32 protein-coding genes and 1 tRNA gene are annotated in these 24,811 nt (G+C 64.6%); 11 read left to right on the top strand and 22 right to left on the bottom strand.

Going from position 1 to position 24,811, the window contains the following annotated elements; translation table 11 throughout:
• Positions 1–31: 31 nt before the first annotated feature.
• Genes AC1VVK_RS12115 through AC1VVK_RS12100 form a run of 4 tightly spaced genes read left to right on the top strand, consistent with a single transcriptional unit; the run spans position 32 to position 1,521 of the window.
• Positions 32–232, top strand: a complete 201-nt coding sequence (locus AC1VVK_RS12115) for a hypothetical protein (RefSeq protein WP_482903173.1) — start codon at positions 32–34, stop codon at positions 230–232.
• Positions 229–513: a DUF7940 domain-containing protein gene (locus AC1VVK_RS12110; protein ID WP_482903172.1), complete on the top strand. Its 285-nt coding sequence runs from the start codon at positions 229–231 to the stop codon at positions 511–513. The genes AC1VVK_RS12115 and AC1VVK_RS12110 overlap by 4 nt, the downstream gene beginning before the upstream one ends.
• Complete coding sequence (locus AC1VVK_RS12105) at positions 506–1,126, top strand: glycoside hydrolase family 108 protein (RefSeq protein ID WP_482903171.1); 621 nt, start codon at positions 506–508, stop codon at positions 1,124–1,126. Before AC1VVK_RS12110 ends, AC1VVK_RS12105 begins: the two co-directional genes overlap by 8 nt.
• Positions 1,123–1,521: a hypothetical protein gene (locus tag AC1VVK_RS12100; protein ID WP_482903170.1), complete on the top strand. Its 399-nt coding sequence runs from the start codon at positions 1,123–1,125 to the stop codon at positions 1,519–1,521. Before AC1VVK_RS12105 ends, AC1VVK_RS12100 begins: the two co-directional genes overlap by 4 nt.
• A gap of 197 nt (positions 1,522–1,718) precedes the next feature.
• Here AC1VVK_RS12100 and AC1VVK_RS12095 read toward each other — a convergent pair whose 3' ends face one another.
• Positions 1,719–2,369 (bottom strand): hypothetical protein, encoded by a 651-nt coding sequence (locus AC1VVK_RS12095; protein WP_482903169.1) that lies wholly within the window; start codon positions 2,367–2,369, stop codon positions 1,719–1,721.
• 317 nt (positions 2,370–2,686) lie between these two features.
• On the opposite strand from AC1VVK_RS12095, the gene AC1VVK_RS12090 reads away from it, so the two are divergent.
• On the top strand, positions 2,687–3,898 hold the full coding sequence (locus tag AC1VVK_RS12090; protein ID WP_482903168.1) for a tyrosine-type recombinase/integrase: 1,212 nt from the start codon (positions 2,687–2,689) through the stop codon (positions 3,896–3,898).
• Positions 3,899–4,707: 809 nt separating this feature from the next.
• Here the strand turns inward: AC1VVK_RS12090 and AC1VVK_RS12085 are convergent.
• The 3 genes from AC1VVK_RS12085 to AC1VVK_RS12075 form a co-directional block, all read right to left on the bottom strand.
• Positions 4,708–5,532: a LexA family transcriptional regulator gene (locus AC1VVK_RS12085; RefSeq protein WP_482903167.1), complete on the bottom strand. Its 825-nt coding sequence runs from the start codon at positions 5,530–5,532 to the stop codon at positions 4,708–4,710.
• A 16-nt stretch (positions 5,533–5,548) separates the two neighbouring features.
• Positions 5,549–6,820: a tyrosine-type recombinase/integrase gene (locus AC1VVK_RS12080; protein WP_482903166.1), complete on the bottom strand. Its 1,272-nt coding sequence runs from the start codon at positions 6,818–6,820 to the stop codon at positions 5,549–5,551.
• 158 nt (positions 6,821–6,978) lie between these two features.
• Positions 6,979–7,069 (bottom strand) — tRNA-Ser (locus AC1VVK_RS12075).
• Positions 7,070–7,144: 75 nt separating this feature from the next.
• Between AC1VVK_RS12075 and AC1VVK_RS12070 the strand changes: the two genes are divergently transcribed.
• Together AC1VVK_RS12070 and AC1VVK_RS12065 are read left to right on the top strand one after the other, a co-directional pair.
• Positions 7,145–8,074 (top strand): peptidylprolyl isomerase, encoded by a 930-nt coding sequence (locus AC1VVK_RS12070; RefSeq protein ID WP_482903165.1) that lies wholly within the window; start codon positions 7,145–7,147, stop codon positions 8,072–8,074.
• On the top strand, positions 8,071–8,400 hold the full coding sequence (locus AC1VVK_RS12065; protein ID WP_482903164.1) for a DUF1905 domain-containing protein: 330 nt from the start codon (positions 8,071–8,073) through the stop codon (positions 8,398–8,400). Before AC1VVK_RS12070 ends, AC1VVK_RS12065 begins: the two co-directional genes overlap by 4 nt.
• Before the next feature lie 17 nt (positions 8,401–8,417).
• Here AC1VVK_RS12065 and AC1VVK_RS12060 read toward each other — a convergent pair whose 3' ends face one another.
• Positions 8,418–10,511 (bottom strand): RelA/SpoT family protein, encoded by a 2,094-nt coding sequence (locus AC1VVK_RS12060; protein ID WP_482903163.1) that lies wholly within the window; start codon positions 10,509–10,511, stop codon positions 8,418–8,420.
• 261 nt (positions 10,512–10,772) lie between these two features.
• Here AC1VVK_RS12060 and AC1VVK_RS12055 point away from each other — a divergent pair, with 261 nt between their 5' ends.
• Positions 10,773–11,282 carry a PilZ domain-containing protein gene (locus tag AC1VVK_RS12055; RefSeq protein WP_482903162.1) on the top strand — a complete coding sequence of 170 codons (510 nt, stop codon included), beginning with the start codon at positions 10,773–10,775 and terminating at the stop codon, positions 11,280–11,282.
• A 15-nt stretch (positions 11,283–11,297) separates the two neighbouring features.
• Here AC1VVK_RS12055 and AC1VVK_RS12050 read toward each other — a convergent pair whose 3' ends face one another.
• Positions 11,298–11,681, bottom strand: a complete 384-nt coding sequence (locus AC1VVK_RS12050; RefSeq protein WP_482903161.1) for a hypothetical protein — start codon at positions 11,679–11,681, stop codon at positions 11,298–11,300.
• A gap of 283 nt (positions 11,682–11,964) precedes the next feature.
• On the opposite strand from AC1VVK_RS12050, the gene AC1VVK_RS12045 reads away from it, so the two are divergent.
• The gene (locus tag AC1VVK_RS12045) at positions 11,965–12,975 is read left to right on the top strand and encodes an IS30 family transposase (protein ID WP_482903160.1); all 1,011 of its coding nucleotides are present in this window, start codon (positions 11,965–11,967) and stop codon (positions 12,973–12,975) included.
• Between the two features lie 74 nt (positions 12,976–13,049).
• On the opposite strand, the gene hemF is transcribed toward AC1VVK_RS12045, so the two are convergent.
• On the bottom strand, positions 13,050–13,913 hold the full coding sequence (hemF, locus tag AC1VVK_RS12040) for an oxygen-dependent coproporphyrinogen oxidase (RefSeq protein WP_482903159.1): 864 nt from the start codon (positions 13,911–13,913) through the stop codon (positions 13,050–13,052).
• A 59-nt stretch (positions 13,914–13,972) separates the two neighbouring features.
• Here hemF and pdeM point away from each other — a divergent pair, with 59 nt between their 5' ends.
• Together pdeM and infC are read left to right on the top strand one after the other, a co-directional pair.
• On the top strand, positions 13,973–14,665 hold the full coding sequence (pdeM, locus tag AC1VVK_RS12035; RefSeq protein WP_482903158.1) for a ligase-associated DNA damage response endonuclease PdeM: 693 nt from the start codon (positions 13,973–13,975) through the stop codon (positions 14,663–14,665).
• Positions 14,666–14,895: 230 nt separating this feature from the next.
• On the top strand, positions 14,896–15,417 hold the full coding sequence (gene infC, locus AC1VVK_RS12030; RefSeq protein ID WP_132388475.1) for a translation initiation factor IF-3: 522 nt from the start codon (positions 14,896–14,898) through the stop codon (positions 15,415–15,417).
• An 87-nt stretch (positions 15,418–15,504) separates the two neighbouring features.
• Here infC and AC1VVK_RS12025 read toward each other — a convergent pair whose 3' ends face one another.
• The 15 genes from AC1VVK_RS12025 to hisA form a co-directional block, all read right to left on the bottom strand.
• Positions 15,505–16,026, bottom strand: coding sequence for a GNAT family N-acetyltransferase (locus AC1VVK_RS12025; protein ID WP_482903157.1), 522 nt, complete (start codon positions 16,024–16,026; stop codon positions 15,505–15,507).
• A gap of 72 nt (positions 16,027–16,098) precedes the next feature.
• A complete protein-coding gene (locus AC1VVK_RS12020; RefSeq protein ID WP_132388471.1) occupies positions 16,099–16,635 on the bottom strand; it encodes a J domain-containing protein in 537 nt (178 codons plus the stop codon).
• Positions 16,636–16,793: 158 nt separating this feature from the next.
• A complete protein-coding gene (gene pal, locus AC1VVK_RS12015) occupies positions 16,794–17,282 on the bottom strand; it encodes a peptidoglycan-associated lipoprotein Pal (protein ID WP_132388635.1) in 489 nt (162 codons plus the stop codon).
• A gap of 206 nt (positions 17,283–17,488) precedes the next feature.
• Positions 17,489–18,922 (bottom strand): Tol-Pal system beta propeller repeat protein TolB, encoded by a 1,434-nt coding sequence (tolB, locus tag AC1VVK_RS12010; protein WP_482903156.1) that lies wholly within the window; start codon positions 18,920–18,922, stop codon positions 17,489–17,491.
• Positions 18,919–19,914: a hypothetical protein gene (locus tag AC1VVK_RS12005; RefSeq protein WP_482903155.1), complete on the bottom strand. Its 996-nt coding sequence runs from the start codon at positions 19,912–19,914 to the stop codon at positions 18,919–18,921. Before AC1VVK_RS12005 ends, tolB begins: the two co-directional genes overlap by 4 nt.
• A gap of 15 nt (positions 19,915–19,929) precedes the next feature.
• Entirely contained in the window at positions 19,930–20,391 is a 462-nt protein-coding gene (tolR, locus tag AC1VVK_RS12000; RefSeq protein WP_482903154.1) for a protein TolR, read from the bottom strand.
• Positions 20,391–21,101, bottom strand: a complete 711-nt coding sequence (gene tolQ / locus AC1VVK_RS11995) for a protein TolQ (protein ID WP_482903153.1) — start codon at positions 21,099–21,101, stop codon at positions 20,391–20,393. The genes tolR and tolQ overlap by 1 nt, the downstream gene beginning before the upstream one ends.
• Positions 21,098–21,598 (bottom strand): YbgC/FadM family acyl-CoA thioesterase, encoded by a 501-nt coding sequence (locus AC1VVK_RS11990; protein ID WP_132388461.1) that lies wholly within the window; start codon positions 21,596–21,598, stop codon positions 21,098–21,100. Before AC1VVK_RS11990 ends, tolQ begins: the two co-directional genes overlap by 4 nt.
• Positions 21,599–21,708: 110 nt before the next feature.
• Positions 21,709–22,086, bottom strand: a complete 378-nt coding sequence (locus AC1VVK_RS11985; protein ID WP_132388459.1) for a histidine triad nucleotide-binding protein — start codon at positions 22,084–22,086, stop codon at positions 21,709–21,711.
• A gap of 16 nt (positions 22,087–22,102) precedes the next feature.
• Positions 22,103–22,429, bottom strand: coding sequence for a phosphoribosyl-ATP diphosphatase (locus tag AC1VVK_RS11980; RefSeq protein WP_132388457.1), 327 nt, complete (start codon positions 22,427–22,429; stop codon positions 22,103–22,105).
• Positions 22,430–22,500: 71 nt separating this feature from the next.
• Entirely contained in the window at positions 22,501–22,677 is a 177-nt protein-coding gene (locus AC1VVK_RS11975) for a PEP-CTERM sorting domain-containing protein (RefSeq protein ID WP_243652594.1), read from the bottom strand.
• A 118-nt stretch (positions 22,678–22,795) separates the two neighbouring features.
• Positions 22,796–23,557 (bottom strand): imidazole glycerol phosphate synthase subunit HisF, encoded by a 762-nt coding sequence (gene hisF, locus AC1VVK_RS11970; protein WP_132388455.1) that lies wholly within the window; start codon positions 23,555–23,557, stop codon positions 22,796–22,798.
• Positions 23,558–23,561: 4 nt separating this feature from the next.
• Positions 23,562–23,807 (bottom strand): hypothetical protein, encoded by a 246-nt coding sequence (locus tag AC1VVK_RS11965; RefSeq protein ID WP_132388453.1) that lies wholly within the window; start codon positions 23,805–23,807, stop codon positions 23,562–23,564.
• Positions 23,804–24,001: a hypothetical protein gene (locus AC1VVK_RS11960; protein WP_482903152.1), complete on the bottom strand. Its 198-nt coding sequence runs from the start codon at positions 23,999–24,001 to the stop codon at positions 23,804–23,806. Before AC1VVK_RS11960 ends, AC1VVK_RS11965 begins: the two co-directional genes overlap by 4 nt.
• 8 nt (positions 24,002–24,009) lie before the next feature.
• Positions 24,010–24,741 carry a 1-(5-phosphoribosyl)-5-[(5-phosphoribosylamino)methylideneamino]imidazole-4-carboxamide isomerase gene (gene hisA / locus AC1VVK_RS11955; protein WP_132388451.1) on the bottom strand — a complete coding sequence of 244 codons (732 nt, stop codon included), beginning with the start codon at positions 24,739–24,741 and terminating at the stop codon, positions 24,010–24,012.
• Positions 24,742–24,811: the final 70 nt, after the last annotated feature.

The following is a 24,811-nucleotide window of genomic DNA, read 5'->3' as shown; positions in this document are numbered from 1 at the left end:
GCTTCCAATCAAACCAAATCCGGAACTGCAAATGAAGCACGTCTTCGACAACCTACCCGAGGGCATCAAGCAAATGCTCGATGCACTTTCCATCACCGCTTTGCTGGGGAGCCTGATCAGCGTGCTGCCGACCATCTCGACGCTTCTGACCGCCGTCTGGGTGGCGATCCGTATTTACGAGACCGAGACCGTCAAGAAGCTGCTCCGAACCGAAAAGGATGACGACGCATGAATCGACTCCTGAACGCCATCCGTAACCGCCTGATCGACGAGTGGCGCGACGCTTGGCGATATTTGTCTGTGCAGTGTAGTGGTGCCGGACTTAGCCTGCTCACGCTGGCCGGTACGCTGACCGAGACGTGGAACTCGATGCCCAGCGAGCTGCGTGACGCGCTGCCGTACGCTCGGTACGTGGCCTATTTCCTACTTTTCGCGGGTTTCGTCGGACGCTTTGTGCGCCAGACCAAGACCACCGAGAAGATCCAGGCGAAGCTGGAACAGACCAATGGCTGACCGCAAGACGCTGGTGAAGCGCGGCGGTACCGCTGCCAGCGCCCTCGTGCTGATCCTCTCTGCGACGTACGCCGCCGAGGGCGGCTACGTGAACAACAAGGCCGATCGGGGCGGCCCGACCAATCTGGGCGTGACCGAAACGGTGGCACGCCAGAACGGCTATCTCGGCGACATGCGGTTCTTCCCGAAGAACTGCAACGCGACACTGACTGTGTGCGCGGACAAGATCTACACCGAGATTTACGTATCCAGGCCGGGCTTCTACCCACTGCTGACTACGGACCCTGGCGTCGCGGCCGAGCTCATCGACACCGGCATCAACATGGGACCGGGCATTTCGTCCAAGTTCCTGCAAGCCGCGATCAACAAAAACTGCCCGGCGGCGAAGCTCGTGGTGGATGGCAAAGTCGGCGGCAGGACGATCAACGCGTACGAGATCTGTCAGGCCAGCACCGGCAAGGTGACGTGGTGCCGACACATGCTCGACGATCTCGATGATCAGCAGTTGCGCCGGTACGAATGGATCGCGGAACGCAGCCCGCCGCAACGTGCGTTCCTCAAGGGCTGGCTCGCACACCGCATCGGCAACGTCGACCGCGGGAGCTGCCTGTGAATCCGATCCCAATCACCTGGTGCGCGGCAGGCGCGCTGGCCACAGCTGCCCTCGGGTTCGGTGCTGCCTGGAAAGTGCAGGACTGGCGGCGGGACAGCGCCGACCTGTCTGCGCTTCAGCAGGTCACCAAGGACCTGAAGACCCAGGGCGACAAACAGGCCGACACGGCTAAGATCTATGAGGAGGAACGCGCTGATGCGCAGGCTCAGTCCACAGTGCGCGAAAGCACGATCAGCACCATCTACAAGGACCGACCTGTTCCTGCGGACTGCGCCCTTGATCCTGCTGCTGGCAGCGTGCTCGACGACGCGATCAGTTCCGCCAACGCCCGCGCCGCAGGCGAACCTGACACAGCCATGCCCGCCGGTGGAGGCCAGGCCGCAGCCGTTCATTGATCCGGCCCGCGCGGTCTGGGAAGCGCGGATGATTGCCCGGTACGGCGACTGCGCCGGTCGGCACCACCGACAGGTGGAATCAGGCGCACCGTGAACCGGGGGTACTGCGGGGGGTACCGCAGGCGAAGCACTAGTGAAAATCTGGCGAAAAACCGTGCTTTGCATTCGCGTTCAAGGCGGAGGGATCATCCGCCGTACTAGCGCTCAACCACCAGACCGAACCGCTTCACGTCGTTCACGTTGGTTCGCCACGTGAACACAATTCGAGCGTCACGTGCGGGACCACTGAAGTCGATAATCGACGGCCGGTGCCGAGCACTGAGCGCTAGCTGGTGAGCGTGCGGCAGATCCGGGTTTTGAAATACGCATTCGAACTTTATGCCGCTCAGCATAATGCTGATGCCCGCGAGCTGATTTTTCGCGACATTCAGCAGCGGCGCCACACCCAGTTGCCTGTGCTGGACTACGCCTACATCCTGGGTGAGATACAACCCCGCCCGACCGAGAAGCATTTGGCCACGCAGAACACCTACAAATTCTGCAAGCGGGAAGGAGAAATGGTCGCGGACCTTTTTACCCTCGGCTTTTGCAAGACCTCCAAAGTAGACCCCTGCTGCGACCTTCATCATCCAGATCTCAAAGGCTTCGCCGCTCAATAAATGATGCGTCGCACGACCGGGGTGCTTACTGGTGACAGCATACTCGGCTGCGGCGACCAGGGCATCGAACGCTTTCGCTGCCATGTCATCAAGAGGGCTCAGCGCGCTGTTGTGGCGCGCGCAAAGGATGTTTGCGGTTAAGGCGCTCGCCGGCAAACCCTGGATCTCACCCGGCTTCTGCCAAGGCATTCCCGAAATCTGAAGTTGGTCGAACCGCTGCAAAATAGCGTTTGAGATATAATGCTCTCGGCTGATGCTATCGGAACAATCATGGGTGCATGAGAGGTAACAGCGAGCATGTGAGTACCCGGTCGCTTTGCCAGGCGGCAAAAGGGTAGGCACCTTAACGTACGGCAGCTGCTTCCTATCGCGCTTGCAGCATCGCGAGAACTTCACCCCGCTCAAACACGGGCAGTCCGCCGCGTCACCCCATGGGAACGTATATCTGTCGATCGGCAGTCTGGACATTTCCCCCCCTTACCCGACGCCCATACGAGGAATTTTGAATGCTTACCATCGGTGCGGTGAAAGCCGCGGCCGCTCAGTCGCGCGCCTACAAGATGGCCGACGCCGGCGGCCTGTTCCTATTCGTGACACCCACCGGCACCAAGTCTTGGCGCCTGAAGTATCGCCGGCAGGGCAAGGAAAAGCTGCTTGTGATCGGGCGCTTCCCTGAGATCTCGCTCGCCCATGCCCGCCAGCGCCGTGATGAGGCCAAGGCGAAGATCCGCCAGGGCGTGGATCCGTCGGCGGCGGAAGAGAAGCTCGACACCTTCGAACAAGTGGCGCGGTCCTGGTATCGACATAACGAGAACAGTTGGTCGCCGGCGCACGCGGCCGACGTCCTGGCAAGCCTTCAGCGCGACGTCTTCCCCGCGATCGGCGCGCGCCCCATCGCATCGATCGAACCACCGGAACTGCTCGAAGTTCTTCGCGTGGTCGAAGATCGCGGCAGGATCGAGACGGCGCGCCGCCAGCGCCAGCGCCTGTCGGCGATCTTCGGATACGGTATCGCGCGCGGCCTGACCGATAAGGATCCGGCCCACCACGTCGGCCGTGCCATGAGTGCGGCCAGGCCGGTGCGCCCGCAAGCGGCATTGGCATCTGCGGCCGAGTGCCGCGAGCTGCTCGGCGCCGCCGATCGCCAGCCCGGTCGCCCCGCGACCCGCCTCGCCTCCCGGCTCCTCGCTCTGACCGCGGTCCGCCTTGAGGCGGTGCGCGGCATGCGCTGGGGCGAAGTCGAGGACCTGGATGGCATAGAGCCGCTGTGGCGCGTGCCGCCAGCGCGCATGAAGCTGAAGCGATCAAAGAAGGATGACTCGCGTTTCGCCCATGCCGTGCCGCTTTCGCGCCAGGCCGTTGCCCTGCTGCGCGAGGCCAAGCGCGAGTTCGGGTACGATGCCCAAACTCCCGGGAGCGACGATCTGGTCTTCCCGGGCCGGGATCGGAGCCGGCCTATCGGTGAGAGCGCGATCGGCGCGCTCTATGATCGTGCCGGCTTTGCGGGTCGCCATGTGCCCCATGGCTGGCGTTCGAGTTTCTCCACGATCCTGAACGAGACGCTGGGACCGGACGCCGCCAGCGATATCGATCGAGCCCTTGCTCATAGCCCGAAGGACAAGGTGGAGGCCGCCTACAACCGCGCCGAGCTGCTCGGCCGCCGGCGAGCGCTGTTCGATCGGTGGGGAGACCTGTTGTCCGATCCGACCGCGGACTAGCCGCCCTCGCTTATCCGGCGGTATTCCCCAATGCCGAGGGACGAACTCCTCACGGCTTCGAAGTATCCGATCGCGTATCCCATTCCCTGATCCAAGGCTTCCTGGTCAGTATCGCCACGTCCAACCCAGCAGCAGGTCTGTCCGTCGGGAAATCCTAGTTCCACGTTGCTGCACCAACTTCCCTGGTCGGGGAACGTGCGCCAGCGATAATGCATGTCGCGCTCTGTCGCGTACTGCGCGAGGCGCGAATCGTCGGGTTTGGGTGGTTCGATCACCTGCGGAACATAGAACGAAATAGGAACAAACCCAAGAGCGCGCTCCGGTGGAAGAGTCTGCCTCAATAATCAAAACGCTAGTCCACCCGGCAGCGGCGCCGGCGCATTCGATCGAGCCGACTTCGAACGCCTCGCGGCGATCCTGGCCGGCGCGCGCGGCAAGTTCCTTCTCTCGATCAACGATTCGCCCGAGGTGCGCGAGATCTTCTCGGCATTCGGAATCCGCGACATCGAGACGACCTAGACGATCGCCACGTCCACGGACCGGCCAGGGCAAGAAGGTCAACGAACTGATCATCAGCAATTTCGCGCCCGATTGACAGAGCGCCAGAAGATGCCGGGGCAAGGCCGAAGAATGGCACGGCCTTTGCTCCCGGCCCCCTGGACACCCCTGGGCGGCGCAGCCGCCCTCGCGCGCCGGTGCGTCCGGCGCTTCATTTGCGGGGATGATGGGCCTCGCGGCCTCGGGGGTCGGAACAAACCGGGGCGAAGCCGGAGTATTAGGGCGCCGAAGCGCCCTAATTCGTCATTGGATCAGAATGATCCCCCGGTCTCTCCGGTGGTGGCGGATTCGCCCCTCTGGAAATCACGTAGGTCGACCGAAGCCGCGAGACGCCTCAGGGTTTCGCCCAGAAGGCTATCGCCGTTCCAGGTAGCGGTGTGACGTTCCTCGGCCGTCAGGCCGCTGAGCATGGCCTCGTAGGCCTCTTTCTGGCGCTTTCTGCGGTCCACCTCGCACCCGGGCGTCGGCGCCTTCTTGAGCAGCGACGCGAGCCAGCTCTTCATCTCGACCGGAATGAGCAACGCATACGCGTTAGGGATCTGCTCGACCTGCTGCCCGCCGGGCACAGGCTCGTCGATCGGCCGCGATCGACGCATCCAGTGTAGGAACCCCTCTTTTCGCAATCTGCAAAGCGCGTCATGCACTGCCGAATAGGAGCGGCCGATATCGTCCGCGATCCTCTGGATTGATGGTTCGAGACGCCCGGTCGCGTAATCGACTAGATCATAAAGGTACTCGAGCACCGCGATACCGACTTCACCAAGCGCGCCATTGCGCACGCCGGGTTCGTTCTCTCGGCGCTTTCGACGGGTCTGATTCTCAAAGTCCTTGGCCGCCTTGAGCAGCGCGCGAACCCATCGGCGTCCGCCTCGCGGTGTTCCGTCGTGAATGGGCTTCCAGACCCGGTCCTCGATCGTGCCTTCGGTGTAAGAATTGCGCCACACCTTTGCGCCACTGCGCGGGCTGTCACCGCGGTCAAGCAGCGCCCTGGTCTTTCGGCCGAGCGCTGTCTTCGTGACCCGAGCGGCAATCAGGCCAAATGGCGACGCGTCATGCGGGGGAGTGGCGGCCGTCATGCGCGGCCACCATTGGTCAGATCCCGCGACGCCTGATGTCGATCAGGTTCGCTGCTGGATCCAGTCCATCCATGAGCAAATCCGCCCACTCCTGCGCCAGTTCGCGTCGACGTGTCATATAGGCCGCGCGATTGTACGACGCCTCCACGCCCTCGGGCTGGTGGGCAAGCATCAGGTCGATGATCGCGCGATCGCCGGGTCGATCGAGGTCGATCGCCCGCTCGTTCATGATCGTCGAAAAGCTGGATCGCCACCCGTGCGGAACATGCCGGCCGGCGAACAGCGGCACGCGCCGATAGGCGGTGTTCAACGCGTTCTCGGTCATCGGCCGATGCGAGTGCCTGGCTGACGGGAAGAGAAACTTCCGGCTCGCCGCAAACTCCGCCGCCGACTTCACAGTCTCCACGGCCTGCCGCGAAAGCGGAATGATGAACTCGAACTCCTCGCGCTCGGATTTCGCTCGCGAGAGCTTCATCTTCAGCGCCGGGATGCGCCAGATCGGCGCCTCGCCGTCCAGATCCTCGAACTCGTCCAGTTCGGCTGCTTGCACCGTGCCAGGTCGAGCCGCCGTCAGCGCCAGCAGCCGCGAGGCCAGCTTCGTCTGCGGATAGCCCGGCTCGTTTTCGTAGGCCCGAATAAAGGCTCGACAGTCCTTCAGCTTCAGCAGTGCCGGCTGCTTGCCTTTCACCACAGCCTGAAGTGCATCGCTTATCGCCGCGGCTGGATCGGTCTCGGCCAGGTCGTGCGCGATCGCGAAACGGAATATCGCCGAGATCCGCTGCCGGATGCGATGTGCCGTCTCGATCGCGCCGTTGGCTTGTACCTCCTGAAGCATCTCGCGGATCTGAGGCGCGCGGATCTCGCCGATCGGGATGTTGCCGATCACTGGAAACGCTTCCCGCTCCAGGCTGCGCAGGACGTCGCCGGCGTGCACCGGCTTCCATTGCGGCTTCTGCAGCTCGTGCCAGCGCAGCGCCACGGCCTTGAAGGTGGTCGATTCGTCCACGCCCGACGTCCGCCGCGCGGCCCGCCGCTTGTACTCCTCGCCCGGATCGCGCCCCTCGCGCAGATCCCGGCGCGCATCGTCCTTCAGCTCCCGCGCCTGCTTCAGCGAAATCTCCGGATACGCCCCGAAGACGATCCGGCGTTCCTTGCCGCCGAATCGATACTTCAAGCGCCAGCTCTTGTATCCGGCCGGTGTGACGTACAGGGATAGCCCTTGCGCATCGGTCAGCTTGACGGCTTTCTCGTCCGCCTTCGCCGATTTGCACTGCTGATCCGTAAGCACCCGATGCCCCCACTTGCAGGTTCCGGTGCCCCAAGAATGCCCCCGCATTGGGCTGGCTTTCCTTGGAACTCTTTGGAACAACTTCCCCCGCTATTTGGCGGAAATCAGCCACTTGTAAAGGGGCTATGGAAGTCTTTGGACCTGTCTGGAACAGGTGCTGGCGGAGCGGGAGGGATTCGAACCCTCGATACGCTTTTGGCGTATACTCACTTTCCAGGCGAGCGCCTTCGACCACTCGGCCACCGCTCCGCATGCACTGGAGACGCGCGCCCTAGCGTGGGATGCGGGCTTTCGCAAGCGTTCCTGGCATGCCAAGACCCACTCATGCGCAAATTCCTTTTGACCGCCATGCTTTCCGCCGCTTTTTCCGCCCCGCCGATCGCTTCGGAGGCGCCGAAACTGCTCACGCCCAGCGATATCGTCGCCAGTTCCCCGGCCTCCGACTGGCGCCGGATCGCGCCGAAGGACCTCCTCGTCATGGACCTTGCGCCCGATGCCGCCGGAAAGCCGCGCCGGGTGGTGATCCAGCTGATTTCCGCACCTTTCTCGCAAGGTTGGGTGGACAATATCCGCAAGCTTGTGGCCGCGCGCTGGTACGACGGGATCGCCGTCGTGCGCGTGCAGGACAACTATGTCGCGCAGTGGGGCGATCCCGATGGCGAAGTTGCGGGCAAAGCGAAAGCACTGCCGGTGGGTCTGAAGGTCATGAAAGACAGCGACTACGCCGTTGCGGATAAGTCGGTCGTGGCGGCCTATTCCGCCGGGGCCAAGCTGAAGGACAGCTATGCCTCGGTGACTTCATTTCGAGATGGATGGCCGTTCGCCGGGTCTTCGCAGGCGATCTGGCCTGTCCATTGCTACGGCGCGGTAGGCGTCGGCCGCAATCTCACGCCTGACGCCGGTACGGGTGCCGAGCTTTATGCCGTGATCGGCCATGCCCCGCGCCAGCTTGACCGCAATGTTGCCGTGGTTGGCCGCGTGATCGAGGGTATCGAGAATCTCTCCGCCCTGCCGCGCGGGACTGGACCGATGGGCTTCTATGCAGACCCGGCGCAGCGCGTGAAACTGCTCTCGGTCCGCATGGGCGACGAAGTGCCCGGCCTGCCCGCCTACGAATATCTTTCGACCGAGAGCCCGAGCTTCGCCGCCTATGCCGGCAAGCGGGCCAACCGAAAGGACGATTTCTACATTCAGCCGGCCGGCGGTGTGGACATCTGCAACCTGCCCGTGCCGATCCGTGTCGTGAAACCGTGACCGGCGCGCTTCATACCGAGCATGTCACGCATACCGGCCGGCTCTGGCGCTGGGCCGGGGGTGCGAACGGCACCTGGCACTTTCTCACTATCGACGGGGCCGCTGGCGAGGCGCTTTCGGGCACGGCGCTGATGCGCAAGCTTGAGGGCCAGTCGCGTGGGTTCGGCTCGCTCAAGGTCAAGGTGCAGATCGGCCAGACCGTGTTTGCCACCTCGGTCTTCCCCAGCAAGGCGGAAGGGGGCTGGCTGCTGCCCGTCAAGGCCAGCGTACGGCGCGCCGAGAGCCTTGCCGAAGGCGACGACGTGGAGGTCTCGCTCGAATTCTGAGCGAGACCTCCACGTCTTCAGATGCGTTCGGCGTTCGCCACGGCCTCGCTCGCGCGCAGGGCGCCGACGATGCGGGTGAGGTGCGCGAGGTCGTTCACCTCCAGATCGACGATATAAGTGCCGAACGGCTCGTCGCGCTGGATCATCTGCAAGTTGGTGACGTTGGCTCTGTTGGAAGCGAGGATCTGCGTCACTTCGGCCAGCGTGCCCGGCCGGTTGTAGAGGACCAACTGCAAGTGGCCGACCGCGCCGGTGGTGCGTTCGCCCCATGACAGGTCCAGCCAGTCCGCATCGACGCCGTTAGCGAGCGTCAGACAGTCGATGGTGTGAACTTCGACCTTGTGATCGGGGCGACGCAGGCCGACGATGCGGTCGCCGGGAACCGGGTGGCAGCAGGATGCCAGCTCGAAGCCCACGCCCGGCGTGAGCCCCCGGATCGAGATCGCGCGTTCGACACGGGTCCATTCGGGCTCGTCCGGCAGTTCCGCCGTGCTGCCGGGCATCAGCGCTTCCATGACCTGCCGGTCGGTCAGCCGCGCCGAGCCGACCGCGAACAGCAGGTCTTCCTCGTCACGCATACCGAGGCGCTGGATCGCACCGTCGATCGCCTTCTTGCCGATGCGGGCAGGCAGGCGTCCGGCGATCTCGTCCAGCAGCTTGGCACCGATCTCGGCGACCTCGGCGCGTTCCTTGGCCCGCACCGCACGGCGGATCGAGGCCCGCGCCTTGCCGGTGACGACGAAGCCCAGCCACGAGAGCTGCGGTTCCGAACCGGGGCTCTTGATGATCTCCACCACGTCGCCGTTGGACAGGCGCGTGCGCAGCGGCATGTGCCGCCCGTTGATCTTCACGCCGACCGCGGCATTGCCGAGATTGGTGTGCACCGCATAGGCGAAGTCTACTGCGGTCGAGCCTTTAGGAAGCTGGAACAGCGCGCCCTTGGGCGTGAAGGCGAAGATGCGGTCTTGATAGATCGCCATCTTCGTGTGTTCGAGCAGTTCCTCGGCATCGTGGCTGGCATCGACAATCTCGATAAGGTCGCGCAGCCAGCCCACTTGCCCGTCGGGGCGGGAGCCGCCCTGCTTGTAGGCCCAGTGTGCGGCGAGGCCGAACTCGTTCGTGCGGTGCATCTCCCGGGTGCGGATCTGCACTTCGACACGCATCGAATTCTCGTAGATCAGCGACGTGTGGAGCGACTGGTAGCCGTTCGACTTGGGCGTGGAGATATAGTCCTTGAAGCGCCCCGGGATCGATTGCCAGGTCGTGTGCAGCACGCCTAGCGCCTTGTAGCATTCCTCGACCGAATCGGTGAGCACGCGGAAGGCCATGATATCGGTGATCTGCTCGAAGGTGACGTGGCGCTCGGCCATCTTGTGCCAGATCGAATAGGGATGCTTCTCGCGACCGGAGACTTCCACGTTGAGCCCGGCCTCGGTCAGCGCCTGCTTCACCGACAGCGCGATGGCATCGACATGGCCGCCTTCCTGATTGCGGATCTGCGCGAGGCGGCCGGTGATCGTGGCATAGCCTTCCGGCTCAAGCTGCTCGAAAGCGAGCAGCTGCATCTCGCGCATATATTCATACATGCCCACGCGCTCGGCGAGCGGGGCGTAGATATCCATGGTCTCGCGGGCGATGCGGCGGCGCTTGTCCTCCTTCTTGATGTAATGGAGGGTGCGCATGTTGTGCAGCCGGTCGGCCAGCTTCACCAGCAGGACGCGCAAGTCCTCGCTCATGGCGAGCAGGAACTTGCGCAGGTTTTCCGCCGCGCGCTCGTTCTCGGTCATCACCTCGATCTTGGAGAGCTTGGTGACGCCGTCCACCAGCCGCGCGACATCGGGGCCGAACAGCTTCTCGATCTCCTCGATCGTCGCCAGCGTGTCCTCCACGGTATCGTGGAGCAAAGCGGTGATGATGGTCTGGGGGTCGAGTTTCAGCTCGGTCATCAGGCCCGCGACTTCGACCGGATGGCTGAAGTAGGGATCGCCCGAAGCACGCTTCTGGCTGCCATGCTTCTGTACGGTGTAAACGTAGGCACGGTTGAGCAAGGCCTCATCGGCCTGGGGTGCGTATTCCTTGACGCGTTCGACGAGTTCATATTGGCGCAGCATTTGCTACAGCATGTCAGGATTTTTCGCGGCGCGGCAAGGGGCAGATGCTGCGAATGCAACATTTGCAAGCGCGCAGACCGCGCGAACATACCTCCGGATCGCACAAGACACCAATCGTTTGCATGAGGAAACTGCGCAGCGTTTGCTTAAATTGACGTGAATTCGCCCTCCCCCATGCTCCACCAGGACAGAAGCCAAGCCGCCTTCATGGACGTCTGCCACTGGGATGTCCGGGGCCGCCCCTCCTGCATGGAGGCCGAGATGGGGAACAGCCTGGACATGGCAATCTACGCCGCAATCCTGGGCATGAGCGACGACGAGCTGCTTACCGCGTCATTCCTGCCGGAAGCCGATGACGAACACGACGATAGCGGCCGTCGCTACCCGCGCGCACCGCGACTGCGCACCTTGATCCGTGCCAGCCTGATCGCCGATCACGGTACGGGCAAGAGCGGGGAACCGATGGAGGAGCTGACACTCGTCCGCAATGTCTCGGAGCGCGGCATGTGCCTCGTCCTGCGCGGAACCGCGCCGTATGCGGGCGACATGGTCTACGTGCGCCTGCCCACCGAACAGGAATTTCGCGGTCAGGTACGCTGGAGCGACGGACGGGCCTGCGGCATCCAGCTCTTCGAGAAACTCGATGTCGAGGCGCCGGTCGTCACCACGCAGCGCCGCAATGCCCCGCTGTCGCGCATGTTCAACGGTGAAGGTGACGAACCGCTAGTGGCTCCGCCCAGCATGCCGGCCCAGCCGATGCGCGCCTGCTGAAAGGCCCCGCCTGGGTCAGCTATACGAGAAGGCCGTCACCACGCCGTGGCGCGTGTCGCACTTGAACGTCTTCTTCTTCATCTTGATCGAGCCGTCCTTCTGACGGATCGCGACATCGACTTCCGCGCGCACCGAGGCGCGGCCGTCACTCTTCTTGTCGGTATCCTCGACCTTTTTCATGCTGACGTCGGCCGCGCCCAACTTGTCCCCGCGCGCCTTGGCCTCGGCCATGCAGACCGCAACGGCCTGATCGCGGGCATCGGCATCGGCCGACATTGCCGGAGGCGCAGCGGGTGCGGGAGCGGGAGCGGGATCCTGGCTCCACGCCTTGCTCACCACCGCAAACCCGAGCACCAGCACATTGGCGCTTGCAAAGAATTTCCACGATGGGTTGGACATCGCCGTCTCCTGCCATCGACGCCCCGCATCTTCGCGGGGGCCATCGAGAGGATAGCGTGGAGGCAAAATCGCACCGGCCCCATTGGGGCGAATCCGCACATGCCCACAGGGAAAACCCTAGGCGGTGAATGCATGAACGGATGACCTCGATAGCAATGGCGAGCCGCCAGTTTCACCTGTTCGTCGCCCCCGCGCAGGCGAGGGGCCGCTTTCTTGAAACCTCGCCTTAAGCGGGATCCGCCAAGTTCACAAACGAAGTGCAACACCAGGTTATGGTGTTGTCATGGGAAGAGCTTACGAACAGCTTGATCTGGAAGAGCGGTGTACGATTGCCCGTCTTCATGAAGACGGGCAATCGCTGCGCCAGATCGCGGCAACTGTGGATCGCTCGGCATCGACGATCTCTCGGGAGCTGAAGCGCAACAGCGGCAGCACGGTGGGCTATCGGCCCGGCTATGCGCAAGAGCAGGCGCGCGCCCGGCGTTGGTCGGGCATGCGCCTCGAACGCGATCAGGCCTTGCGCGAGGGCGTGCTGGGCCGCCTCGCGGCCGGCTGGTCACCCGAGCAGATCGCCGGCCGCATGGCCCGCGAGGCCGGCGTGCGTATCATCAGTCACGAGAGCATCTATCGCTTCATCCATGCCCAGATCAGGCGGACGAACGATCGATCATGGCGCCATTATCTGCCCCGCGCCAAGGCCCGCCGCGGATGGCGCCGCAAGCCCGGCGGATCCTCGGTCCGCTTCATCGCCAAGCGCCAACCCATCGCCATGCGCCCGGACGAGGCCGCGGATCGGTCCCGGCCCGGCCACTGGGAGGCCGACTTCATGCTCTTCGCCCGATACGGCCAGGCCATCCTCGTCGCCCATGAACGCTCCTCGCGCTACACCCTGATCTGCCATCCGCCCGACCGAAAGGCCCGGCGCACCGCCGACCTGCTCGCCGCCATGCTGCGGCCCTGGCCCGCCGCCTTGCGCCAAACCCTGACCCTCGACAACGGCACCGAGTTTGCACAGCACCACAGGTTGCACCGTCTCGGCATCGATACGTTCTTCTGCGACCCCCACGCCCCATGGCAAAAGGGCGGCGTCGAAAACGCCATCGGCCGCCTCAGACGCGACCTGCCGCGCAAGACCAACATCGAGGATCTCTCGCCTGCCCACTTTGAGGACATCATCCAACGCTACAACAATACACCGCGAAAATGCCTCGACTTCAAAACACCCGCCGAGGCATGCTCTCTTCAACCGTTGCACTTCGAATGTGAATCCACATCCTCGCCTACGCGGGGATGACGAGTGCTAGGCCAGCGTTCAGGCTGAGAACAATTGCTGCGCCGCCCGCCGAGTCGATACGCCCCGCTGCCCGCTCAGCTCCAGGTCGCCTCGGGCGGCAGGCTCATCAGGATGGCGTCGATATTGCCGCCGGTCTTGAGGCCGAACAACGTGCCCCGGTCGTAGACGAGATTGAATTCGGCATAGCGCCCGCGCCATTCGAGCTGGCGCGCCTTGTCCTCGGCCGTGAACGCCATCCCCATGCGCCGGCGCACAAGGCGCGGGAAGACGGCAAGGAACGCCTCGCCCACGGCGCGGGTGAAGGCGAAGTTCGCTTCCCATGCGTCCTCATCGGCGCATTCGAGGTGGTCGTAGAAGATCCCGCCGACGCCGCGATGGACCTTGCGGTGGGGGATGTAGAAGTAGTCGTCCGCCCAGGTCTTGTAGCGATCGTGGTCCGCCCCGTGCGCGTCGCAGGCGGCCTTCAGCTCGGCGTGAAACTCGGCGGTGTCTTCGTCATAGGGGATCGGCGGGTTGAGATCGGCGCCGCCGCCAAACCACGCCTTGGTCGTGGTCAGGAACCGCGTGTTCATGTGCACGGCGGGCACATGCGGATTGGCCATGTGCGCGACCAGACTGATGCCGGTGGCCGAAAAGGCGTTCTGCTCGGCCGAGGCACCATTGATCGTGCCAGCGAAGTCCTTCGACAGCGATCCGACCACGGTAGAGACGTTGACGCCCACCTTTTCGAAGATCTGGCCCTTCATCAACCCGCGCGTACCGCCTCCGGTCTCGCCCTCTTCGCCGCCCTCGACCGCCGCGCGCTTCCACGGCTTATATTCGAAGCATGCCGCAGAGCCGGCCTCGCGCTCGATCGCTTCGAACTCGGCGCAAATCATGTCGCGCAGGGTTTCGAACCATTGGCGGGCGCGGTCGGTACGGGCGGTCCAGTCGGTCATTCAATCTCCCCTTCCGCCGGGCGCTTGCCAAATCGGGCGCCCTGCGGCAAGGGAAAGCCATGGTTCCCTTTTCGTTCTGCGCGCAGGAGATCTGTCTGGTGCCTGCCCCGGCAGGGCGCGGCGTGGCGCTCTACTGGCCGCGCGAGCAGGCGCTGCTAGTAGCGGATCTCCATCTCGAAAAGGCCAGCTATTTCGCGAAGACCGGGCAGATGCTGCCCCCTTACGACAGCCGCGAGACACTGGAGCGGCTTGCACTGGCCGTGCGGCAGACCGGGGCGCGGCGGGTCTTTGCGCTGGGAGACAATTTCCATGACAGCGCCGGGACCGAGCGCCTCGATGCCCATTCGGCGGGAATGCTCTCGGCGCTGACGCGCGCGCTCGACTGGGTCTGGATCACCGGCAATCACGACCCGGTGCTGGACCCGTCCATCGGCGGCACCCGGGTTGAAGAGATCGCAGTCGAAGGCATCGCGCTGCGCCATGAGGCGAAGCCGGGCACGCGCGAGCCCGAACTGTCAGGCCATTTTCACCCGCGCCTCGTGGTCCATGCGCGCGGCCGCCGGATTGCCCGTCCTTGCGTTGTGCATGGCGGAAACCGGCTGATCCTGCCCGCATTCGGTGCGCTCACGGGCGGAATGGACGCGGCCGATCCGGCGATCCTCTCGGCCCTTCAGCCCGCCATCGAGATCGACGCGCTGGTGGCCGCGAAGGACAAGCTCCTGCGCTATCCCCTCTGGCGCGCGGCCGCATAGATCGGACCCGGCACGGGTGCGGAAAAAACGCTGAAAACGCCTCCCGCCACTCTTTCAAATCGGGTCCGACTACCTATATCCGACTAGGCCGTTTTCTGCGGCCGGGGCGTCCTGTAGATTTCCTTGAAATCCGTCTTTGCGTGTCGGGCCGATTCGCATTAATGACGCCCGCACTCGCATCGCGACAGAAACGATTCAGGAGAACGCTTATAGCACCCCCACCCCGGCGCATGATGACGCCACCGGTCAAGAGTGGACCGCGCTTCAATAACATGATCCAGTCGGACAAGGTCCGTGTGATCGACGAGAACGGCGAGAATATCGGCGTCATGTATACGCGCCAGGCGATCGAGCAGGCGGCCGAAGTCGGCCTTGACCTGGTCGAAGTATCGCCCAACGCGGATCCGCCGGTTTGCAAGTTCCTCGATGTGGGCAAGTTCCGGTACGAGGCCCAGAAAAAGGCCAATGCCGCGCGCAAGACCCAGAAGACGCAGGAGATCAAAGAGATCAAAATGCGTCCGAACATCGACGATCACGATTATGACGTGAAGATGCGCAACATCCACCGGTTCATCCTTGACGGTGACAAGGTGAAGGTGACGCTGCGTTTCCGCGGCCGCGAGCTTTCGCACCAGCAACTGGGCATGAACCTGCTCAAGCGCGTGCAGGATGACGTGAACGAGATCGCCAAGGTCGAAGCCTATCCGCGTATGGAAGGCCGCCAGATGCTGATGGTGCTTTCGCCGAAGTAATCGCGGCGGCCTATCGCAAGGCAAACGCAAAGGGCGCGCCGCAAGGCGCGCCCTTTGTCGTATCGGGCAAAGTTGTCGGAGGCGGCCTTATCCGGAGACGTTTGCCGGCAGCAGCGGCTTTTCCAGGACGACCATCCCCAGCGGCGGATCGAGCACGATCGGGAAAGCGCGCTTTTCGCCCGTCAGCACATAGCCGCGCCGCTCGTAATAGGCGATCAGTTCGAACCGCTTGTCGATCACCGTCATTTCCATGGCGCGGGCACCGAAGACATCCCTTGCCAAACCTTCCGCCGCGGCAATCAGCATGCGGCCCAGGCCACCGGCTTGCAGCACGGGATCGATGCAGAGCAGACCGAGATAGGAGAGCCCCTCGCCGCGATCGGTAACCTGAACGCACCCGATCGGCGCGCCTTCGTCGGAGAGGGCGACGAGCAGGCGGTCGGCGGGACTTTCCAGAACCGCCGTGAGTTCCTCAAGATCGGTCCGCTCGCCATCGAGCAGGTCGGATTCGAACGTCCAGCCCGCCCGCGCGCTATCGCCGCGATAGGCGCGTTCGATGACGGGATGGAGCGCAGGCAAGTCTGATGCGACGGCGACGCGAATTTCCATGGACGTCCTCTAGGCAGGTCTAATGGCGCAAATGTCTGAACGGCGTTCCCGGAACAGGCAGGAGTCGCGCGCTCAGCGGCCCTTCCACTCGCGGCGTTCCTCGGCCGCGCGCAGGACTTCGTAGGCAAGCTGGTAGGTCTGGAAGGCCTTGGCGGCATCGGCATCGCCGGGCTTCACGTCCGGATGGACTTCCTTGGCCTTCATCCGCCACGCCTTGCGCACGGCGTCGAAGTCGGCATCGGGATCGAGGCCCAGCGCTTCCAGCGCGCGCAGCTCGTCGCGGCTGCGCGAACCGTCGCCCGAGCCGGTCCAGCCATAGTGCGCCGATTCCTTGTAACCCTCTGCCTCAGAGCGCTCTTCCGCCTCCCGGCGAGCGGCTTCCTCGGCGTCGAGACCGGCGAAATAGTCCCAACCGGCGTTATATTCGGCCGCGTGCTTCTGGCAGAAATACCAGCGGTCCGGGCTATTCGGGCTCTTGGGAGCGGGGCAATCCCCCGATTCGGTGCAGCCGTGCCGGTCGCACAGGCGCACCTGTGCCGCCTCGCGCGAGCTGCCATAGCTGCGCCAGCGCGGAAAACCCCAATCCATGGATCTGCCAGCCCGACTCATTCGACCGCCGATACCTGCCGACTCGAAACCATTGCAAGCTCCATCTCGGCTGCACCACAAAAGTGTCAGAAATTGCGCCGAAAATACCGGTCCAAAAGACAAGAACCCGGCTCGCGCCTGCGAACCGGGTCCCTGCGAAAATATCGGGTTGGCCGCGATCAGTCGATCGTGACAGTCACCGCGCGGCGGTTCTGCGCCCACGACGCCTCGTCCGAGCCGAGTGCGATCGGGCGTTCCTTGCCGTAGCTCACGGTGTTGAGACGCGCGGCGTTCACACCCAGGCTGACGAGGTAGTTCTTGGCCGCATTGGCGCGGCGCTCACCCAGCGCGAGGTTGTATTCGCGGGTGCCGCGTTCGTCGGCATGGCCTTCGATCGTGGCGCGCTTGTTGGGGTACTGCATCAGCCACTGCGCCTGCTTGGACAGGGCGGCCTGATCTTCCGCGTCGATGTCATAGCGGTCGAGCGCGAAGTGGATGGTGTCCGAACCCATCATCTTCGCCACGAAGTCCGCCTGGCTGCCGGCAACGGGACCGGCCGACTGATCGGGGCCCTGCGTGGTGGTGGCCGGGCCCGGCTCGGGCGGAAGCTGCTTGGGCGCCTTGGTGCCGCAGGCCGAAAGGGCCAGCGCGCCGGCAATGAGGAGCATCGTCGATCCGGTCTTCACGTATCCGGTCTTGCCACGTCGCATAGGCATGGCGGACATGAGGGCAGGCATTAGGCAATCTCCTGTGGTGCGCAGCCGATAAAATGGCCTGCGTCTGTTGAAGTTCCGTGTAATTTTAAACACTGTCAACCTGAACGAATGCCGACCGGATGGCCGGCAACAGGCTCAGGTCGCAGCGAAAATGCGGATCAGGGGCGTACCGGGCCCCAAGCCGGATCCGAGGCGCCCACCGGGGTCGGCAGCTTGCGCTCGTTCTTGCCGGTAAGGTCGACCTGCCAGATCGAGCTTCGGCCGGAGCCCTTCTCGGTCCGGAAGAACTGGACGATGCGGCCGTTGGGCGACCAGGTCGGCGCTTCGTCCTGCCACGAATTGGTCAGGTAGCGCATGCCGCCGCCATTTGGGTTCATCACCGCGACGCGCAAGTTGCCGGCGATATGCGTGAACGAGATCTGGTCTCCGCGCGGGCTCCACTCGGGCGTCGCCGAACGGCCGCCGAAGAAGCTGATGCGGTGCTGCTCCGAACCGTCGGCGTTCATCACGTAGATCTGCTGCGAGCCCGAACGGTCGCTCTCGAACACGATCTTGCTGCCGTCGGGCGAGTAGGAGCCGCCGATCGAGATGCCGGGCGTATTGGTCAGCCGGGTCGCCGTGCCGCCGTTCGACGAGATGCGGTAGATGTCGGTATTGCCGCCGCTCGCCATCGAATAGAGGATCCACTTGCCGTCAGGCGACCAGCGCGGCGCCATCGTGGGGTTGCCAGTGCGCGCGATCAGCTTCTGCGTATCGCTGGCAAGGTCGTAGACATAGATGCTCGGCTGCCCGTTGAGATAGGACAAGTAGAGGATCTTCGAATAGTCCGGCGAATAGCGCGGGGTGAGCGCGGTGGCCTGCCCGCTGGTCAGGTAGCGGTGATTGGCACCGTCCGAATCCATGATCGCCAGACGCTTCATGCGATGGTCCTTGGGACCGGTCTCGGCGATGTAGGCGATCTTGGAATCGAAGAACGGGCTTTCGCCCGAGAGGCGCGAATAGACCATGTCGGCGCACTTGTGCGCGGCGCGGCGCCAGTCCGAGGCACCCACCTGCCAGCCACCCTTGATCAGCTGCTGCTTCAGCTGGACGTCGTAGAGGTAGCAGCCGATCGTCAGATTACCGTCCGCACCCGCGCGCACATAGCCCTGCACCAGCATGTTGGCGTTGCGGGCGGACCAGACGGGATAGTCGGGCGATTGGACCTGCGGATAGGCCGGCTGCGGCAGGCCATCCGGGCCCGAAGGCTTGAACAGGCCGTTGTTGCGAAGGTCCGAGGCGACCACTTGCGACAGCGCACGGCCCAGCGCGCCGGTGGAACCGGCATTGGTCTGCGTGGGCACGTCGTTGTCGGTGGCGAAATTGGTGATCGCGATGCCCAGATCCTGCCAGGCACCATCGGCCGAGACCGAGCCGGTCAGGCCGCCATCATCGGCATCAAGACCTTGATCGGCCTGAGCGCCCTGCGCAGGCGCCGACTGGGCCGGAACCGGCTGCGCGGGCGCCGGCTGCGATTGTGCATAGACCCCATAGACCGGCGCGGCCGAAGCCAGAGCGAACGACAGGACGAGCGTAAGAGGACGAGAAGTCATTGCGAAAGCCTCAGGTCGAAGCGGAAGGACGAAACGCGTTTCCACGCATCGTAATATTCCGAGGGGAGATTGAAAGGCGAAGCGAGCTGCACCGCCCGGATCGCCTGTTCGGCATGGCGCTGCGCCTGCGCGCGGTTGGCGTCGGTGATGCCCATCTGGCGCACGACCGTCGGCCTGCCGGCAAGGCTGCCGTCCGGATTCAGGTTGAACGAGAGGATCGTCACCAGCTGGTCGGCATCGGCGCCGTCTGGCGGATTCCAGTGCGGCTTGAGCTGGCGGGTAATCGCCCCCGACAGGGCCGAGCGGACTTGCGGACCGAGAGCGGCGGCGGGCGCACCCTTGCCCTGAGTGCTCGTCGCGCCCGAAACGCCCGAAAGGAAGTCCGAACCGACGCGCGTACCGCCCGCCTGCTTCGGCGGCGTAGCGGCCTTGCCGGCAGTATTGGCCGAATGGTCCATACCCTTGAGGATCTGGTCGATCGGGCTCTTGCGCGGCGGCGTTTGCGGGGCGGGCTTGGCAACCGGCTTCGGCGCAGGCTTGGGCGGCGCCTTCACAGGCGGAACCGGAGCGGGCTTCGGCTCGGGCTTCTGGACCGGCTTAGGCACAGGCTTCGGGATGGGCTTGGGCACAGGCTTGGGAGTCGACTTGGGCACCGGAGCCGGCGGAACCGGCTTGGGCTGCGGCGTCGGCTTGGGTGGCGGTGCCGGTTGCGGCTCTGGCTGTGGCTCCGGTTCGGGCGCCGGGGCAGGGGCAGGAGCCGGCGCGGCTTCGCCCAGTTGCGGCGCCACATCCGGAGCGGCCTGCTCGTTGGGGTTGGGAGAAGTCGAGGTCGGGCCGACATTGTCGCTCAACGTCACTTCGATCCGCTTCGGCGGCTCGACGACGGGCGGCTTGGCCGGGTGCAGCAGAAGCGCGGCCAGAACCGCCGCATGCAGCGCAAGCGCTACCGCGAGGCCCAGCCCCTCTTCCTTGCGTAGTCCCTGAGTTGCCATCCTGATCAGCCTAGCTCAGTTGCCTGAACCGCCGCTGACACCCGTCACCAGCGCGATCTGGGTGAACCCGGCATGGTTGAGCTCGCCCATGACTTCCATCACCCGGCCATAGTCGAGCGACTTGTCGGCGCGCAGGGTCACCTGCGGCTTCTTGCCGTCCACATCGGCGGGTACGGCAGCAAGCCGCTCAGCCAGTTCGCCCGCCGCCAGCGCGTCCGTCTCGTAATAGACCGTGCCGTCGCGCTTGATCGAGATGGTGATCTGGTCGTTGTCGTCACTGGTCGCATTGGCTCGGCTGTCTGGCAGGTCGATCGGCACGGCCGCCTTCATCAGCGGCGCGGTGACCATGAAGATGATCAGCAGCACCAGCATGACGTCGACCAGCGGCGTCACGTTGATTTCGGCCATCGGCGTGCGGCCGCCGCCGCTGCGACGGCTCCCTCGCCTGCCTCCTCCGCCGGACATTCCCATCGCCATCAGCGCTGCTCCAGCTCACGGGTGAGCGCAGAGTGCAGCTTGTCCGCAAAGCGCTGCATGCGCGATTCGAACAGGTTCACGCGGTGCGAGAAGCGGTTGTAGGCAATCACCGCCGGGATCGCCGCGAACAGGCCGATGGCAGTGGCGAACAGCGCCTCCGAAATGCCGGGCGCGACCACTGCGAGCGAGGAATTCTGCTGCTGGCCGATCTGGAAGAAGCTGTTCATGATGCCCCAGACGGTGCCGAACAGGCCCACGAACGGAGCCACCGAACCCACCGTCGCCAGGAAGTTCAGGCGTGCCGCCAGATTGTCAGCCTCTTCGCCGACGGAGGAGCTCATGGCCAGCGCGATGCGTTCGCGCGCGCCTTCGGAATCGAGCTTCTTCATCGCGGCATTGCGGCGCCATTCGGCCAGACCCGCACCCGCAACCTTGCCCATCGGCACGTCGCCGCGGCGGCGGTCCTTCTGGTAGGCCTCGAAGTTCTGGGCCTCCCAGAAGCCTTCCTCATAGTCTTCGGCCGCGCGCGAAACGCTGCCCATGCGCAGGGTGAAGCCGATGATGATCGTCCAGACCCAGAGGCTCGCGAGCAGCAGGCCGACCATGATCGCCTGCACGACGATGTCGGCGTCGAGGAACAGCTTGACCGGGTTCAGGTGATTGGAATCGCTGCCGATGGAGATGGCGGAGGCGAGCATTTCGAACGTCATTCTAGTCCTTCCGGGCCAGTCTTAAAGTCCTGCGAGGAGCTTTGGAGGATCTGGGCGAAGGCCTGTTGCCAGGCCTCGGGTTGCCTGCGCGGTCGTCCTTCAGGGCTGATGAACCCGACCTTTACCGTGGCTTCGGCAAGCCGGGTTTTTCCGCGCCGCGCGACCTGGCGCAGCGTGCAGCTGACCCGGCCGACTTGCAGGGCGTGGGTATCGATCACCACGCCGTCGCCAAGGCGGGCGGGCGAAAGGTAGCGAATGTTGACTTCCGCTACCGTGTAGAGCCCCTCGCCCGATTCCAGAGCGGCGCGCTGGTCGATGTCGAGCAGGTCGAGCAGGTCCGAGCGGGCGCGCTCGAACCAGCGGATGTAGTTGGCGTGATAGACCACCCCGCCGGCGTCGGTGTCCTCGTAGAACACGCGCAGGGCGTAGCGATGCACCGGGCCGTCGAAGCTGCCGCTCTGGGGCCGGGGATCTGGAGATTGGGGATCGTCGCTCATCCGGGCGGTTGTGTAACGGCAGGGGCCCGCGCTGGGAACCCCAAGGGGGGAGATTGCCGTTCTGACGGCCTGGGACCGGGGTGAATTCCCCGGTTATCCCCCAAAAATCCTCAATCCGCGATCATCTGGAAGAACTGGCGGCCGCCGAAAATGTGGACGTGCAGATGCGGCACTTCCTGATGTCCGTTGGTGCCCATGTTGACCAGCAGGCGGTAGCCCGGCCCGTCGAGTTCGAGCTGCCGGGTGACATTGCCCACTGAGCGCATGAAACCGGCGATCTCGGCATCGTCGGCCTTGGCGGTGAAATCGTCCCACGAAACGTAGCGTCCCTTGGGGATCACCAGTACGTGGACCGGCGCCTGCGGGCGGATATCATTGAAAGCAAGCGCGAATTCGTCCTCATAGACCTTGCTGCACGGCAGTTCGCCGCGCAGGATCTTCGCGAAGATATTGGCATCGTCGTAGGGCTGACGGGGATCGATCGGCATCACTGTCTCCGCTGGTTCAGTCGTTGGGGCGGGCGGCCTTCTCGGCAATTCCCGAGATTCCCTCGCGCCGGTCAAGCTCGGCGAGAACGGCACCTAACGGTACATTGCGGGCACCTAGCAGCACCATGAGGTGAAAAATCAGGTCCGCCGCCTCTCCGGTGAGCGCCTGCGCGTCCTCGGTCAACGCGGCGATCACCGTCTCGGTCGCTTCCTCGCCGAGTTTCTGCGCAATCTTGCCCAGACCCTTGGCGTGGAGCTTCGCCACGTAGCTGGACGCGGGATCGGCATCGCGGCGCGCGGCGATGGTCGCTTCGAGGCGGGCCAGAGTGTCAGAGCTGCTCATGGCGCGCAGCCATGCGCAAGCGCGCGCGCCGGGTCAAGCGTGGCGGGCCCTCAGTCGCGGCCCCGGACCTCTTAATCCTTGTCCTTGCCGCGCGAAAAACGGCGGCCGAGCCAGACCCCGGCGACGCCGATGCCCAGCAGCACAAGGCCGCTCGGTTCGGGCAGGACGGCAACGTCGGCAGCGAACGCGGGGCTGGGCGCAAGCACGGCCGCCGCGATCAGACAGAAATGGCAGGTCAAGCGCGGCAACGGGGGGACTCCGGCAATTCCAACAGGCTGCTAACGATTGCGGGCCCGCGGCCCGTCCGGCAAGCTGTCATGGGGCACCGTCCCGTTACGGGCCAGCTATTTAGCGAATGGTTACGATCTAACCCCGCGCCGGAAGCCCTGCCGCCCGCAGGGCGGCGTGCGCTTCCGAAATCGAGTGCTTGCCGAAGTGGAAGATCGAGGCGGCCAGCACCGCGCTCGCCTTGCCCTCGGTCACGCCCGCCACAAGGTGGTCGAGATTGCCGACCCCGCCGCTGGCGATCACCGGCACCGAGACGCTCTCCGCGATCAGGCGCGTCAGTTCGAGGTCGTAACCGTTCTGCGTACCGTCCCCGTCCATCGAGGTGACGAGCAGTTCGCCCGCGCCGTAATCGGCCAGCTTCACCGCGTGTTCGAGCGCATCGATCCCGGTCGCCTTGCGGCCGCCGTGGGTGAATATCTCCCACTTGCCCGGCGCCACCTTGCGGGCATCCACCGAGGCGACGATGCACTGCGAGCCGAACCGCTCGGCAATGTCGGCCACCACTTCGGGGCGCGAGACGGCGGCGGAATTCACCGCCACCTTGTCCGCGCCGGCCAGCAGCAGCGCGCGGGCATCCTCCACCGCACGCACGCCGCCGCCGACGGTGAGCGGCATGAAGCAGACCTCGGCCGTGCGCTGCACCACGTCGAGCAAGGTGCCGCGCCCTTCGTGGCTGGCGGAAATGTCGAGGAAGCACAGCTCGTCCGCGCCCGCCCTATCATAGGCGCGCGCCTGCTCGACCGGATCGCCGGCATCGATCAGGTCGACGAAGTTCACGCCCTTCACCACGCGCCCATTGGCAACGTCGAGGCAGGGGATGACGCGGATACGAACGGTCATGAAATCACCCTTGGGGCTTGATGATGAGATAGAGACTGCCGGCGATCCCCACCAGATAGACCGCCGCATTGAACGCGCAATAGTGCTGGAAGCGGCGCGGATCGGTGGCCCGCTCGATCGAGACCGGATTGCGGCGACGGCTGAAGATCAGCAGGCGGGCCTTGCCCTCCCGCCAGTCCTGCACCGTCAGCCATACCGAATAGAGAAGCACGGCCAGCGCCATGATTCCCGCCACGCGCGCGTCGTTCATGGCCGGAATACCATGGCGGCGCCGAAGACCACGATCAGCGCGACGAGCGCGGCATTGACCGTAGTAAAGGCCCAGAAGAGCAGCGGCGCGCTGTCGCGGCGCACATCGAAGCGGCTGATCCGCCCTTCGCGAAACCCGGACAGCTGAGCCTTCGCGCTTAGCAGGCCAACGCAGAGACCTATGGCACCGATCAACCGCAGGCTCACCCCTCGCGCTCGGCCATCTGGATGGCGGCGGCAAGGTCCAGACGCCCGTCGTAGAGCGCGCGGCCGGTGATGACGCCTTCGATCCCGTCGCGGGCATGGAGCGCCAGCATGCGGATATCGTCGAGGCCCTTCACGCCGCCGCTGGCGATCACCGGCAGGTCGGTCTGGCGGGCGAGATCGACGGTCGCCTCGATATTGCAGCCCTTGAGCAGGCCGTCGCGGCCGATGTCGGTGAACAGCAGGCTGGCGACGCCCGCGTCCTCGAACCGGCGGGCCATGTCGACGATGGACACGTCGGAGACTTCCGCCCAGCCCTCGGTCGCGACCATGCCGTCGCGCGCGTCCACGGCGACGACGATGCCGCCGGGATATTCCTTCGCCATGTCCTTGACGAACTGCGGGTCCTTCAGCGCGGCGGTGCCCATGACGATGCGGCTGACGCCAAGGTCGAACCAGCCCGCGACCGCTTCGCGGGTACGGATGCCACCGCCGAGCTGGACGTGGCCGGGGAACGCCTCAAGGATAGCTTCCACCGCCTCGCGGTTCTCGGCCCGGCCCGCGAAGGAACCGTCGAGATCGACCACGTGGAGGTACTGCGAGCCCGCCTCGGCAAACATCATGGCCTGCGCGGCCGGGTTGTCTCCGTAGACGGTGGCGCGGTCCATATCGCCTTCGGCAAGGCGCACGACCTGACCTTGCTTGAGGTCGATGGCGGGGAATACGATCATCTTGCGATCCTGAGGGTCTGAGGGCAGCGGATGGGCTTCGACAAGCTCAGCCTGAGCGGATTTTGGGAGT

This window comes from Novosphingobium sp. BL-S-32 (genome assembly GCF_056857055.1).
This window is presented reverse-complemented; position numbering and strand designations above follow the sequence as displayed.